The organism is Arthrobacter sp. 05N429 (assembly GCF_056397045.1).
Window position 1 is genome coordinate 764,025 of the sequence record NZ_JBFTMQ010000001.1, and the last position, 13,886, is coordinate 777,910.

Here is a 13,886-nt window from a genome sequence, read left to right on the forward strand (position 1 = left end):
GTCCAGTCACTGCGTTGAAAGCCCTTAATCCTTGAGAATTTTCCCGTCGGTGCCGCGGTCACGGCCCTAGTGTGATGATCAACGCAAACACTATCAGCAGGCTTGTTTTGGCGCGGTGAGGCGGCTTCTACGGAGGCCGCGGAAGGGGTTGACAAGCAGGCCGATCTGACTCTGTGGTAACAAAACCGTTACTATTGAAGCTAAGTGTCCGCTGATGATAGGTAATATTTTGCGTTTCAAGACTGCAGTTGCATTAGTGCTGCTCGGCCTCCTGACACTGCTGGCCGGTATCGGCCAAAAGACTTTCTGGGCCCCGGCCGAGACCGTAACCGCCACCGCACCCTCCGGTGCCACCGCGGCGCCGCTGACCGTATTTGACGAGAAGCTTCGTACGATGCGGGACGGCACGGTGACCATCAATGTCAAGGGCGAAGGCAGCTTCATGCTGGCCGCCGGGCGCCCGGATGACGTCGAGGCCTGGGTCGGCAATACCGCGCACAACACTGTCTCCGGCGTGTCCGAGGACGGCAAGGCGCTGCAGCTGACGCATGCCGACGGCGAAGCGACCTCGCCTTCACCGGCGGGTTCGGATCTGTGGGTCAGTACGGAGAACGCCAGCGGCGAGTTGAAGTACACCTGGACCCCGCCGGCCGACGGCGACTGGTCGCTGCTGCTCGCGACGGACGGCACCAAGCCCGCCCCGACGTCGATCACCATGACCTTCCCGAATGACACCTCCACTCCGTGGGCCATCCCGTTCATGGTCCTGGGCGGCCTGCTGATCCTGGCCGGCGCCGCCCTGCTGGTGCTCAAGCCCAAGTCCGGCACCCGTCCCGGGACCGGCAGCGGTTCAAGCGATGATTCGACCGGCGGAAGCAGCTTTGCCCGCCGCGCGCAGGCCAAAGCCGCGGCCCGCAGCGAAGCCCGGAAATCCGCCGGAGCCACGGCAGCGGTCCCCGTTGTCGACGCGCCGGCAGCTGACTCGAAGGGCGCAGCCCCGACAAATACGGCCCCGACGAACACCACCCCCAAGGGCGCCGCAGAGAAGTCCGCTGCCGCGCCGGCCACCGTATTGCAGCGGATGAGGCGCTCCGGAGCGGTCGTGGCCGTGCTGACGGCCACCGCCGTCGCCGGCAGCGGCGTGGCGGCCCAGGCAAGCCAGTCGCCCGCCCCGTCGCCGGGCACTTCGTCCGCCGCAGCGGAGCAGACCCCGGATTCGCCGGTGCTGGTCGATGCCCAGTTCCGCCGCATCCTGGAGCAGGTTGCCAGCGCGGTCGACGCCGGCGATGCCGCCAAGGACGCCAGCAAGCTGGAGCCGCGCGTGGCCAATCCCGAGCTCGAAGTCCGCACGCAAAACTACAAGATCCGGTCCCAGGTCGGCTCGTATGAGGCCCGCATGCCGGTCCGTGCCACGAAGCTGCTCACCACCGTGGTCACCGAGAAGCGCAGCTGGCCGCGCACGGTCATGGCCGTCACCCAGGGCGAGGGCAACGTAGTTCCGCAGCTTCTCACCCTCACCCAGGCCTCCCCGCGGGAGAACTACAAGCTGGTCCTCACCACCCCGCTGCAGCCGGGGACAACTTTCCCGGGGATCGCACGCGGCGGCACGCAGACGGTGGCACCGTCGGATAAATCGGGCCTCCTCTACAGCGGCGAGGAAGCGCTGGGCGGCCTGGGCGACCGGCTGAATTCCGCCGATTCCGCGTTCAAGGACAAGATCGCCGAGGGCGAGTCCTCCCCGTACATTGCGGACACGCTGGCCTACCAGACCGATGTGGTGAACTCCGGCGTCAACGGCACCTTCTCCTTCACCCACAAGGTGGTCCCGGAGAGCGTCGTGGTGTTCCGGACCGCCGACGGCGGGGCGCTCGCCCTGGGCCGCCTGAACTTCGCGTTCGACGGTACCCCGAAGGCCGAGGGCGACAAGCTGACCATCGGCGACGACGCAGCTGCCCTGGCCGGCGGCAAGGAGACCAGCACCGGCATGGTGCTGAACTTCGCCGAGTCCGTGGCTGTCTACATCCCGCCGGCCGGGTCCCAGGACCCGATGAAGCTGGTGGCCGCGACCCGCGGCCTCACGGGAGCCAGCTTCAAGTAGGGGCAGGACCAGCCCTGAACAAAACAGCAGGCTGACGCCACACTGATAGGAAAGACCCGGCCACCAGGCCGGGTCTTTTCTGCTCTCCGGGTCCACCAAGTGGCACCGCCCGGGGCCGATATGGCTAGAGTGGAACCATGACTTCGCCAGCCTCCCGACCGGTCCCGCCTGCTGCCGCCAACCCGCTTAACCTGCGGGGCGCCGTCGACCTCTCCGCCCTGAAACAGCGACCAGCCGCGCCGGCCGCGGCTGGCCCGGCAGACATGCCGGGCGCTCCGGGGGCGCCGGGGGCGCCGGACAACGGGGACGCGGAGCACGGCAGTCGTCGGCTGCGGGTGGACATCACCGAAGCCAACTTCCAGGAACTCGTGGAGCTGTCCGCCCAGGTTCCCGTCGTCGTCGCGCTCTGGGCGGCGTACTCGCCCGGCTCAGCCGAACTGGTTGACGTCCTCGAGCGGATCGTGGACAGCTACGACGGCCAGCTGGTCCTTGGCGCCGCCGACGTCGAGGTGTTCCCGCAGCTTGCCCAGGCGTTCCAGGTCCAGGCCGTTCCCACCGCCGTCGCCCTCGTCAAGGGCCAGCCGGTGCCCCTCTTCCAGGGCGGCGCGGAGGAAACGCAGGTCCGCGGCCTGCTGGACGAACTGCTCAAGGTCGCCGCAGCCAATGGCGTGTCGGGCCGGATCGGTACGGGCGGCCCCGGCGCCGCCGCCCCCGAGGCTCCGCCGCTCCCACCCCTGCACCAGAAGGCGTTCGACGCGATCGAGGCCGAGGACTACGCCGCGGCCGCGGAAGCCTACCGCCAGGCCCTCCTGGAGATGCCCGCCGACGCGGAAGCCAAGGCCGGGCTCGCGCAGGTGGAGCTCATGGGCCGGCTCCAGCCGGTCTCCGCCGCGGACACTGACGCACTGCGCAAGCTGGCCGCCGACGAGCCGGACAACCTCGAGGCCCAGCTCGCCGTGGCCGACGTGGACATCGCCGGCGGACACGTCGAGGACGGGCTCGCCCGGATCGTCGCGTTCATCGGCCGGAACTTCGGCCCCGAGCGGGAAACGGCGCGGGTCAGGCTGCTGGAACTGTTCGACGTCGTGGGCACCGGCGACGACCGGGTCGCGAAGGCACGCCAGAACCTGGCACGGGTCCTCTTCTGATGGGTTCCGCACTCTTCACGCCGCTGGACCTGCGTTCCCTGCACCTGCAGCACCGCGGCTGGGTGTCGCCGATGTGCCAGTACAGCTGTGAGCCGGAAACCGGTGAAGGGGTCCCCAACGACTGGCACCTGATGCATCTGGGCTCCTTCGCCACCGGCGGCGCAGCCCTGATCCTCACCGAAGCGGCTGCTGTCAACGCCGCCGGCCGGATCAGCCCGCGGGACGCCGGACTCTACAACGACGACCAGGCGGCGGCGTGGGAGCGGATCACGGCGTTCGTCCACCGGCACGGATCCGCAGAGACCAAGATCGGCACCCAGCTGGCGCACGCCGGCCGGAAAGCGTCGTCCTACTGGCCGTTCTCCGGCCAGAAAGGCACGGTGGCTGCCGACGACGGCGGCTGGCCCACCGTGGGTCCCGGCACTTCGGCCTTTGACGGCTACGACGCCCCCTCCGAGTTGTCGGAGGAGGAGATCGACGGCGTGATCGCCGATTTTGCCGCAGCGGCGGAGCGGGCCGTCGGTGCCGGTTTCGACACGATCGAAATCCACGGCGCCCACGGGTACCTCCTGCACCAGTTCCAGAGCCCATTGGTCAACGACCGCACCGACCGCTGGGGCGGCGACGAAGCAGGCCGGAACCGGCTCACCCTGGCCGTGGTGGATGCCGTGCGGAACGTCATCCCCGACTCCATGCCGCTGCTGCTCCGGATCTCCGCCTCGGACTGGGCCGAGGGCGGCATCGATGCGGAGGCGTCGGTGCGGATGGCCAAGGCGGCCTCGGAACATGGCGTAGACCTCGTCGACGTATCCAGCGGCGGCGCCGTGGCTTACCAGCAGATCCCGGTGGGACCCGGCTACCAGACCGATTTCTCCGCCCGGATCCGGCGCGAAACCGGAGTCAAGACCGGCACGGTCGGGCTGCTGACCTCGGCGGGCCAGGCCGAACATGCCGTGGCCACCGGCCAGGCCGACGGAGTCTTCATCGCCCGGGCCGCCCTACGCGACCCGCACTGGTGGCTGCGGGCCGCGTTCGAGCTTGGCCATGAAATGGCCTGGCCGCCGCAGTACGAACGCGCCATTCCCCGCCACTCCTTCTAGCAGCCCTGCTGGCGGGCCTTCGCGCGGAGAGAGTGTCCGCCCGTGGGGGTACGCCTTGCGGACGATCCATTCCGGGTACGGCGGCGGTTAGTCTAACGACATGACTTTTCAGCAACCGCATCCGCCTGCCCCTGAAAGCCAGCCAGTCCAGCAGGTCCCGGCACTGTCCCTGCGCGGTCTGGCCAAACGCTTTGGCGGCAAGATCGCCGTGGACGGTATCAGCCTGGACGTTCCGGCGGGCTCCTTCTTCGGAATCGTCGGCCCGAACGGCGCCGGCAAGACCACCACCCTGTCGATGGCCACGGGACTGCTGCGGCCCGAGTTCGGCACCGCGTTCGTGCACGGGGTGGATGTCTGGAAGCGGCCGCTGGAAGCCAAAAAGCTGATGGGCATCCTGCCCGACGGCGTCCGGCTCTTCGACCGGCTGACCGGCGAGCAGCTGGTGAGCTACGCCGGGCTGTTGCGGGGCATGGACAAGGACGTCGTGGCAGGCCGCGTCAAGGAGTTGCTCGCGGCTCTGGACCTCAGCTCCGACGCCGGCACGATGGTGGTGGACTACTCCGCCGGCATGACCAAGAAGATAGCGCTCGCCTCGGCCCTGATCCACGCACCGCGGCTACTGGTGCTCGACGAGCCGTTCGAATCTGTCGACCCGGTGTCCGCCGCCAACATCCGCGACATCCTGGACCGCTATGTGGCTTCCGGCGGCACGGTCATTGTCTCCAGCCACGTCATGGACCTGGTCCAGCGGATGTGCGACCACGTCGCCGTCGTCGCCGCCGGACGGCTGCTCGCCGCCGGGACGGTCGAGGAAGTCCGCGCGGGCGAGTCCCTCGAAGACCGCTTCGTCCAGCTGGTCGGCGGCCGCAACCACACGGAAGGTCTCGAATGGTTGCGCACCTTCTGAGGCTCAAGCTGATCCTGCTGCGCAACAGCGTCCGGCGCAGCCCCTGGCAGCTGGTGGGCCTCGGCATCGGCGTCCTGTATGCGCTGGGACTTGTGGGACTCGCGATCGCGGGGCTCCTGTTCCTCCGCGGGGAGGACGCCGGCCTGGCGCAGACGGTCGTGGTGCTGGGCGGCGCCGCGGCACTGCTGGGATGGGCCGTCGTCCCGGTCGCTGCCGCGGCCGCGGACATGACACTGGATCCGGCGCGGTTCACCACCTTCGCTGTGCCTTTGCCGCAACTGCTCACGGGCCTGGCCCTCGGCGGGCTGATCGGCATCCCGGGCACGGCGACCATGCTGGTGGCGCTGGGCACCGTCGGGACCTGGTCCCGGAGCCTGCCCGCCGCGGGCGGCGCCCTGGTGGGCGCGGTCCTCGGTGTGCTGAGCTGCATCGTCCTGTCCAAGGTGGTCACCACCGCCACCGCAGGGCTGGCCAGTTCCCGCCGATTCAAGGACGTCAGCGCGGTGATCTTCCTGATACCCCTCGTCCTGATGGGCCCGATCGTCGCCGGCATTGCCGACGGGATTGCCAGTTCCGGGGATTTCCTGACCGGGCTGGCCCGCACGCTGTCCTGGACGCCGGCGGGGGCCGCGTGGTCCCTTGGCGGCGACCTTGCCGGGGGAAGCTACGGCTCCGCGGCCCTCAAATTCCTGATCGCGCTTGCCACACTCGGCGGACTCGCGCTGTGCTGGAAGCTGCTGCTGCAGCGCGCACTCGTGACGCCGCCCTATGCCGGCAGTTCCCGAAAGCGGGCCGGCGGGCTCGGCTTCTTCGGGCTGTTCCCGGCGACGCCAACGGGCGCGGTCGCCGCACGGTCCCTGAGCTACTGGCTCCGGGACCCCCGGTACTCTGGCTCCCTCGTCATCGTCCCGCTGCTCCCGGTGCTGCTCCTGTTCCAGGCCACCCAGACGGGATCCTACGGGCTGCTCCTCTTCATCGGCCCGCTGACCGCGTTCCTGCTTGCCTGGTCCATCTCAGCAGACGTCTCCTATGACAACACCGCCTTCGCGCTGCATCTCTCCACGGGCGTGCGGGGCGTCCACGACCGGCTCGGCCGGGCGGTGGCGTGCCTCGTTTTCGCCCTGCCGGTGGTGCTGGCGCTCAGCGTCCTGCCGTTCCTGTTCGGTGCGGACTGGCGGCAGTTGCCCGCAGTGCTCGGCTTGTCCCTAGGCGTCCTGTTCAGCGGGATCGGGCTTTCCTCTGTCGTCTCGGCACGCTACACCACTGCCGTGCCGCTCCCCGGGGACAGCCCCTTCAAGAAGCCGCCCGGCAATGTGGCGCAGACCCTGGCGGTGCAGTTCGGCGGGATGGGGGCCCTCCTCGTCCTGATGATCCCGGAAATAGCGCTCGTGGTGGCACAGTTCGTCACCGGAAGCGCCGTGCCCGGCTGGATCAACCTGGTCCTGGGCCCGGTCCTGGGGCTCGTGTTGTTCGCCCTCGGAGTCCGGCTGGGCGGCAAATGGCTCGATGCACGCGGGCCGGAACTGCTGGCCCAGCTGGCCGTCAACCGCTGACGGGGGCGCCGCGGGCGGGACTGGGATAACCTGCCCCTAAGGGCGGATCCGGCAATGGGTGCGGCCAAGCGCATCGGCAGCGGTAGAGGCAACGGCAGTGCAACGGTAAACGGTAAAGGCAGGGCCATGGAAGTCGTCATTCTGTCCGGCAGCAAGCCGATCGCCGCGCTCGCGGCCGATGCCGTGGAGGCACTGCTCCGGCGCAAACCCGACGCCGTCCTGGGCCTGGCGACGGGTTCGTCCCCGCTGCCGGTCTACAACGAACTGGCGCTGCGGCACGACCGGGACGGCCTGGACTTCAGCCGTGTGCGTGCCTTCGCCCTGGATGAATATGTGGGACTGCCGGCCGGACACCCGGAGTCCTACCGTGAGGTGATCCGGCGTGAATTCACCGAGCGGGTGAACATCGACCCGGCGAACGTCCGAGGCCCGGACGGATCGGCCGCGGACATCCCCGCCGCCTGCCGGGCCTATGAGGACGCCATCCGCGAGGCCGGGGGAGTGGACCTGCAGCTGCTGGGCGTCGGCACCGACGGCCACATCGGATTCAACGAGCCCGGATCCTCCCTGGCCTCGCGGACCCGGATCAAGACGCTGATCGAGCAGACACGCCGGGACAATGCACGGTTCTTCGGGAGCCTGTCCCACGTCCCGCACCACGTTGTGACCCAGGGACTCGGAACCATTCTGGAGGCCCGGCATGTGATCCTCATTGCCACCGGTGCGCAGAAGGCGCAGGCGGTCCGCGACCTCGTGGAAGGACCCGTCGCTGCCATCTGCGCGGCCTCGGTCCTGCAGCTGCATCCGCATGCCACGATCCTGCTCGACGAGGCGGCGGCGTCGTCGCTGCGGCTCGCCGACTACTACCGCCACAGCTATGAGAACAAGCCCTCGTGGCAGGGGTTGTAGCACTCCACCTTCAACATGCCGCCGCCGTACTCCCGCCCTGCCGGCGCCGTTCCGTCCGATTCAGCGGCTAAGATGGGACTCATGAACAGCATGACCGATCCTCTCGAAAACGACCCGATGCGCGAGCTCTCCGGAGCCGGGACGTCGACGGCCACTATCGAGCGCGAGGAACTGCGCCAGGAAGTCGAACCCGGTGACCGGGAACGCTTCTCGCACTACGTGCGCAAGGAAAAGATCATGGAATCCGCGCTGTCCGGCGAACCCGTCATCGCCCTGTGCGGCAAGGTCTGGACGCCGGGCCGCGATCCGAAGAAGTTCCCCGTCTGCCCCGAATGCAAAGAGGTCTACGACGGCCTCCGCCCGGGCAACGACGGCGGTAAGGGTTCCGGCGACAAGTAGCACGGCCGCGCCAGGCGGGGACGCAAGGGCTCCGCGCGTCCCGCGCTGACGAGCGCCGCCCCGTGCCGGGGTGCCCTGTTCTCCCGGTGAATGATGCCCGGTCCATGATGGCCGGTGATTGCTAACGGTTCATCCGAAAAAGATTGGTGTTTTTTGTGCTTAAGTGGGTTTCCCCGTCAGCGGCAGCAGCATGCGCAATGGAGGGCCCTCAGTGACGGAGACACTCTTCGGCGGACCCGTACTGCCGCCCGCGTATCCCGAGCGGGCCGCCTGGGGCACCGCGCCGAAGCTCCGCGCCTGGCAGCAGGAGGCCCTGGACAGCTATTTCACCACGCATCCCAGGGACTTCCTCGCGGTCGCCACCCCCGGCGCCGGCAAGACCACCTTTGCGCTGCGGGTGGCCTCCATGCTGATCGAAGCCAACATCGTCAACCGTGTGACCATCGTGGCGCCCACCGACCATTTGAAGCGGCAGTGGGCCGACGCGGCCGCCAGGGTGGGCATCGCCATCGATCCCAACTTCAAGAACGCTGACGGCCAGCACGGCCGCGGCTTCATCGGCGTAGCGGTAACGTACGCGCAGGTGGCGAGCAAGCCGATGCTCCACCGGGCCAAGACCGAAGCCGCCCGCACGCTGGTCATCCTCGACGAAATCCACCACGGCGGCGAGGCACTGTCGTGGGGCGACGGGCTCCGCGAAGCCTTCGAACCCGCGGCGCGCCGGCTCTCGCTGACGGGCACGCCGTTCCGTTCCGACACCTCGCCGATCCCGTTCGTGGAATACGCGGAGGACCGGGACGGCATCCGGCGTTCCAAAGCCGACTACACCTACGGCTACGGCAAAGCGCTCCGGGACCACGTGGTCCGGCCCGTGATGTTCATGGCCTATTCCGGCCAGATGCGCTGGCGCACCAGCGGCGGCGAGGAGATGGCCGCCTCCCTCGGTGAATCAGCCGTTACCAAGGACGTCACGTCCCAGGCCTGGCGGACCGCGCTGAACCCGACGGGCGAATGGATTCCCGCGGTGCTTGCCGGGGCGGACAAGCGGCTCAGCGAGGTGCGCCGGACCGTTCCCGACGCCGGCGGGCTGGTCATTGCGACCGACCACGAGGACGCGCGCGCCTACGCCGGGCAGCTGAAGCGGATCACCGGCGAGTCGCCCACGGTCATCCTCTCCGACGACACGAAGGCCTCCAGCAAGATCGAGGAGTTCACCGCCAGCGAGAAGCGCTGGATGGTGGCCGTGCGCATGGTTTCCGAAGGCGTGGACGTCCCCCGGCTCTCCGTCGGCGTCTACGCGACCTCCACCGCCACTCCACTGTTCTTCGCTCAGGCCGTCGGGCGTTTCGTGCGCGCCCGGAAGCGCGGTGAGACGGCGTCGGTCTTCCTGCCCTCGGTGCCGCAGCTGATGGCGCTGGCGAACTCCATGGAGGCCGAACGGGACCACGCCCTGGACCGTCCGGAGAAGGAGGACGGCGACGGCCTCTTCAATCCGGAGGACTCGCTGATGGACGAGGCGAACCGCGAGGAGAAAGCCTCCGATTCGCTGACCAAGGGCAAGTTCGAGGCCCTGGATTCGCAGGCCTCCTTTGACCGTGTGCTGTTCGACGGCGGCGAGTTCGGCACCGGCGGCGAGGTGGGTTCGGAGGACGAGCTCGACTTCCTCGGGATTCCCGGCCTGCTCGACGCCGAACAGGTCGGCACGCTGCTGCGCCAGCGCCAGCACGAGCAGCTCAACCGCAAGAATGCGCGCGCCCCGCAGGGTGCGGCAGGTTCCGCCGCCGCCGCTGCTGCTGCCATGCCGGCGGTGCCGGACCATCGGATGCTGATGGACCTGCGCACCGAACTGGCCAAGAACGTCGCGGCCTGGTCTGCGCGCACCGGCACGCCGCACGGCGTCATCCACACCAAGCTCAGGACGGTCTGCGGCGGCCCGGCCGTGGCGCAGGCCAACGAGGAGCAGCTGCAGACCCGGCTGCGCAAACTGCAGGACTGGTTCATCGGCCGGAAGTAGGGGCGGCAGGCACAACGCAGAGCACAAGAAAGGGACCGGGGTTACCCGGTCCCTTTTTGGTGAAAGATTTCGCAGCTGCGGGCTCGACTCTACTGTCCGCCGGCGGTGCAGAGCTCGCTGAGATTCTGGCCCGCCGTTGTGTAGGAGCCCTGCAGCTCCTCCAGCTTGGCGGCGTCCGGGTTTTCCTGGGCCGACGCGTCGAGGAACTCGATGATGGAGTGCAGCGGAGCCTTCAGTTCCTTGGACGCCGTCGCCTCGATGGGCCGGAGCCGGTTGGCGAGGCGGATCATCCCTGCCTTGTCCGCGGCGGACGTCGGTCCCGCGCCAACAGCCTGGATCCGGGCGCAGGTCTCCGCGGTGGTGTCTTGCGGCGCAGAGCAGCCGGCAGCGCCGAGCAGGGCCCCGGCAGCGATCAGGACGGTCAGGGTCTTCTTCATGATGTACTCCGGGGTTCTTACTGGTCAGACGATATTGGCAAGGATTTCGAGTCTACTGTGACGGCACGGCTTTCCCGTCAGCGTGCACGGGAAACGTGCAGGGGAAAGACGCTGCCTCAGGCGATGTCGACGCCGCCGAGTTCCATCTCTGCGATGGCGTCGTCGAGATCCTCGGCCACCCCGACGGTGAGATCCCGCAGCACAGTGACCGAATACCCGGCCTGCACGCCGTCGAGGGCGGTCGCCTTGACGCAATGGTCGGTGGCGATTCCGACGACCACAACGTCCTCGACGTCGTGGCTCTGCAGCCAGTCGTCGAGCCCGATCGCGTCCTCGCCGGCCAGGGTCTCGACGTCGAGGTCACCGCCGGTGGCGCCCCCGGCGACCGGCATGGCGCCGGGCTTCCGGTCCCCGGTGGGCACGGCGTCGTCCGGGGCCAGCAGGCCCTCAAAGCCCGAGTAGGCCGCGGTGAACTGGCCCTTGCGGAAATATGCCTGGATGTATTCCGTGTCGAGGTCAGGGTGGAGATCGGCGCCGCGGGTACCGGCCACGCAGTGCTTCGGCCAGCTGTCGATGAAGTCCGGCTCCTCCGAGAAATGCGCACCGGGATCGACATGCCAGTCCTGGGTTGCCACGACGTGGTCGAACTGCCCGTGGTGGGCGTCGACGTATTCGCTGATGGCGCCGGCGAGCTCCGCGCCGCCTTCGACGGGCAGTGAGCCGCCTTCGCAGAAATCGTTCTGGACGTCGACGATGATGAGGGCGCGGGACATCAGTTCTCCTCGTACATGGTGGGGATGGCTGCTTCGCCGCGCTGCAGCCGGTTCACGACTGCGGGAAGCTCCTTCATGGTGTCCGCGTGGCGCTGGCGTGCGCGCAGCACACCCTCGGGGCCGGTCCAGCCGGGCAGGAGTTCGCCGTTCTTGACGAACTGCTGCAGCAGGGGCCGGTCGTTGCCGTCGTCCTCCGGGCGGTGCCCGATTCCGACGATCTCCTGGGTGGCCGTGCCGCGTTCGTTGAGCTTGCGCAGCGCGTACTTGCGCCCTCCCTTGCTGGTCTTGTTCTTGGCGGCCTTGGCGACGGGTTCGAATTCGCCGCCGTCGTCCGTGCGGCTGACCAGCTTGTAGACCATGCTGGCGGTGGGGGCGCCGGAACCGGTCACGAGGGACGTGCCGACACCGTAGGAATCCACCGGGGCGGACTGCAGGGCGGCGATGGCGAACTCGTCCAGGTCGGAGGTGACGATGATGCGGGTCCGCTCATTGCCCAGGTCGTCCAGAAGCTGGCGGACCCACTGCGCCTGCGCCACGAGGTCGCCGGAGTCGAGCCGCACCGCGCCGAGCTTGTCACCAGCCAGTTCGACGGCGGTACGCACCGCCGCCTCGACGTCGTAGGTGTCCACCAGCAGTGCGGTGCCGGCGCCCATCGAGGCGATCTGCGCCTCGAACGCCTCGCGCTCGGAGTCGTGCAGGAGGGTGAAGGAATGCGCGGCCGTACCCACAGTCTTGAGCCCGTAGCGCAGGCCGGCCTCCAGGTTCGAGGTGCTGTCGAAGCCGGCGATGATGGCGGCGCGGGCGGCGGAGACGGCCGATTCCTCCTGCGTGCGGCGCGAGCCCATCTCCACGCAGGGGCGGCTGCCGGCCGCGGTGATCATCCGCGACGCCGCCGAGGCGATCGCGCTGTCGTGGTTGAGGATCGACAGGATGTACGTCTCGAGGATGCACGCTTCTGCGAAGGTGGATTCAACAATGAGGATGGGGGAGTTCGGGAAGTACGCTTCGCCCTCCGCGTAACCCCAGATGTCGCCGGAGAAGGAGAACCCGGCCAGATAGTCCAGGGTCTCCTCGTTGACCACCTTGGTGCGGCGGAGGAAGTCGATTTCGACGTCGCCGAAGCGGAAGTCCGCGATGCCCTCCAGCAGCCGGCCCGTGCCGCCCACAATGCCGTAGCGGCGCCCGTCCGGCAGCCGCCGGGCGAACGCCTCGAACACTGACTTGCGGTGGGCGGCGCCGGAATGCAGCGCGGCCTGCAGCATGGTCAGCTCGTAATGATCGGTGTACAGGGACGTGCGGGGACGGTCCCAGCCAGCTGAGGTACTCACGAATTCACTCTAGTCCCCACCGGCTCCCACGTCTCGCTTCGCTTCGCCGCGGGGCCCTCGCCGGTGTGGGCCCATCCACCGGCTCCCACGTCTCGCTTCGCTTCGCCGCGGGGCCCTCGCCGGTGTGGGCCCATCCACCGGCTCCCACGTCTCGCTTCGCTTCGCCGCGGGGCCCTCGCCGGCGTGGGCCCATCCACCGGCTCCCACGTCTCGCTTCGCTTCGCCGCGGGGCCCTCGCCGGCGTGGGCCCATCCTCCCCATAGAATGGACAGATGACCCTCAGCGTTGCGCTCGGCCCTGACACCCAGGAGAGCACCCAGACCGGAACAGCGACGTCGACCGATGTCCTGATCGCCCCGGACATCCCGTGGAACCTCGTGATCTGGAACGATCCGGTGAACCTGATGAGCTATGTGAGCTACGTGTTCCGCAGCTATTTCGGCTACTCGGAGGCCAAGGCGAACAAGCTCATGCTCGAAGTCCACAAGAAGGGCCGCTCCATCGTGGCGCACGGCAGCAAGGAACAAGTGGAGCAGCACGCCGTCGCGATGCACGGCTATGGTCTGTGGGCCACTGTGGAAAGGGCCACCGGCGGCGGCTCCGGCGACGGCAAGGGATCGGGCAAGGGCAAGGGAAAACGTGGCTAAGGCATTCAAGTACGGCATCAAAGGCATCAGCGGCTACCTTGAACCGGCCGAGCGGGAACTGCTGCGCAGCCTGTTCGACGACGTCGTGTCCATGCTGGAACCGGGGGAACGCGCCAACGAGGACCCCCTCGCGGCGCTGGTGGGACTCGACGCTGACGCCCGCGAACCCTCGGATCGTGCCCTCCGCCGGCTGCTTCCGAGCGTTTCGAAGAACGACGCCGCCGCCTCGCTGGAGTTCCGCCGGTACACCGAGCGGTCGCTGCGTGAGAGCAAGATCGGCGCGCTGAAGGCCGCGTCCCTTGGGCTGGACAAGGACGAGCTGGTCCTGACCCCCGACGACGCGCGGCACTGGTCCATGGCGCTCAACGACGTCCGGCTGGTGCTGGCCGAACGGCTGGACATCCGCGACGACGAGGATGCCGGGCACGTGCACCTGATGCAGGACTGGTCGCAGGCCGAAGACGTCGAGAGCTACCTGGCGCTCGTCTACAACTTCACCACCTGGCTCCAGGAATCCCTGGTCCAGGCAATGCTTCAGGCGCTGGAGACGCGCGGCTGAGCTGCGGCTCAACT

Annotated in this window: 13 protein-coding genes; 10 read left to right on the forward strand and 3 right to left on the reverse strand. The window is 68.5% G+C overall.

The genetic code is table 11. The annotated features are described in order from the left end of the window. Positions 1–214: 214 nt before the first annotated feature. The 8 genes from AC1DF4_RS03600 (at position 215) to AC1DF4_RS03635 (ending at position 10,128) form a co-directional block, all read left to right on the forward strand. Positions 215–2,098: a hypothetical protein gene (locus AC1DF4_RS03600; protein ID WP_476911557.1), complete on the forward strand. Its 1,884-nt coding sequence runs from the start codon at positions 215–217 to the stop codon at positions 2,096–2,098. A 137-nt stretch (positions 2,099–2,235) separates the two neighbouring features. Beyond that, positions 2,236–3,246 carry a co-chaperone YbbN gene (locus AC1DF4_RS03605; RefSeq protein WP_476911558.1) on the forward strand — a complete coding sequence of 337 codons (1,011 nt, stop codon included), beginning with the start codon at positions 2,236–2,238 and terminating at the stop codon, positions 3,244–3,246. After that, complete coding sequence (locus AC1DF4_RS03610; protein ID WP_476911559.1) at positions 3,246–4,346, forward strand: NADH:flavin oxidoreductase/NADH oxidase; 1,101 nt, start codon at positions 3,246–3,248, stop codon at positions 4,344–4,346. Before AC1DF4_RS03605 ends, AC1DF4_RS03610 begins: the two co-directional genes overlap by 1 nt. A 100-nt stretch (positions 4,347–4,446) precedes the next feature. Next, the gene (locus AC1DF4_RS03615) at positions 4,447–5,253 is read left to right on the forward strand and encodes an ABC transporter ATP-binding protein (protein ID WP_476911560.1); all 807 of its coding nucleotides are present in this window, start codon (positions 4,447–4,449) and stop codon (positions 5,251–5,253) included. Further along, positions 5,235–6,806: a transporter gene (locus AC1DF4_RS03620; protein WP_476911561.1), complete on the forward strand. Its 1,572-nt coding sequence runs from the start codon at positions 5,235–5,237 to the stop codon at positions 6,804–6,806. Before AC1DF4_RS03615 ends, AC1DF4_RS03620 begins: the two co-directional genes overlap by 19 nt. Positions 6,807–6,932: 126 nt before the next feature. After that, positions 6,933–7,715: a glucosamine-6-phosphate deaminase gene (gene nagB, locus AC1DF4_RS03625; RefSeq protein ID WP_476911562.1), complete on the forward strand. Its 783-nt coding sequence runs from the start codon at positions 6,933–6,935 to the stop codon at positions 7,713–7,715. A 90-nt stretch (positions 7,716–7,805) separates the two neighbouring features. Further along, positions 7,806–8,114 (forward strand): DUF3039 domain-containing protein, encoded by a 309-nt coding sequence (locus tag AC1DF4_RS03630; protein ID WP_395940323.1) that lies wholly within the window; start codon positions 7,806–7,808, stop codon positions 8,112–8,114. A 211-nt stretch (positions 8,115–8,325) separates the two neighbouring features. Next, positions 8,326–10,128 carry a DEAD/DEAH box helicase gene (locus AC1DF4_RS03635; RefSeq protein ID WP_476911563.1) on the forward strand — a complete coding sequence of 601 codons (1,803 nt, stop codon included), beginning with the start codon at positions 8,326–8,328 and terminating at the stop codon, positions 10,126–10,128. Between the two features lie 89 nt (positions 10,129–10,217). On the opposite strand, the gene AC1DF4_RS03640 is transcribed toward AC1DF4_RS03635, so the two are convergent. The 3 genes from AC1DF4_RS03640 to AC1DF4_RS03650 form a co-directional block, all read right to left on the reverse strand. Then, positions 10,218–10,565 carry a hypothetical protein gene (locus tag AC1DF4_RS03640; RefSeq protein WP_476911564.1) on the reverse strand — a complete coding sequence of 116 codons (348 nt, stop codon included), beginning with the start codon at positions 10,563–10,565 and terminating at the stop codon, positions 10,218–10,220. A gap of 116 nt (positions 10,566–10,681) precedes the next feature. Continuing rightward, positions 10,682–11,338, reverse strand: coding sequence for an isochorismatase family protein (locus tag AC1DF4_RS03645; protein WP_476911565.1), 657 nt, complete (start codon positions 11,336–11,338; stop codon positions 10,682–10,684). Then, a complete protein-coding gene (locus AC1DF4_RS03650) occupies positions 11,338–12,666 on the reverse strand; it encodes a nicotinate phosphoribosyltransferase (RefSeq protein WP_441404676.1) in 1,329 nt (442 codons plus the stop codon). The genes AC1DF4_RS03645 and AC1DF4_RS03650 overlap by 1 nt, the downstream gene beginning before the upstream one ends. 272 nt (positions 12,667–12,938) lie before the next feature. On the opposite strand from AC1DF4_RS03650, the gene clpS reads away from it, so the two are divergent. Then, positions 12,939–13,313, forward strand: a complete 375-nt coding sequence (gene clpS, locus AC1DF4_RS03655; protein WP_476911566.1) for an ATP-dependent Clp protease adapter ClpS — start codon at positions 12,939–12,941, stop codon at positions 13,311–13,313. Continuing rightward, the gene (locus AC1DF4_RS03660; RefSeq protein WP_476911567.1) at positions 13,306–13,872 is read left to right on the forward strand and encodes a DUF2017 domain-containing protein; all 567 of its coding nucleotides are present in this window, start codon (positions 13,306–13,308) and stop codon (positions 13,870–13,872) included. Before clpS ends, AC1DF4_RS03660 begins: the two co-directional genes overlap by 8 nt. Positions 13,873–13,886 lie beyond the last annotated feature (14 nt).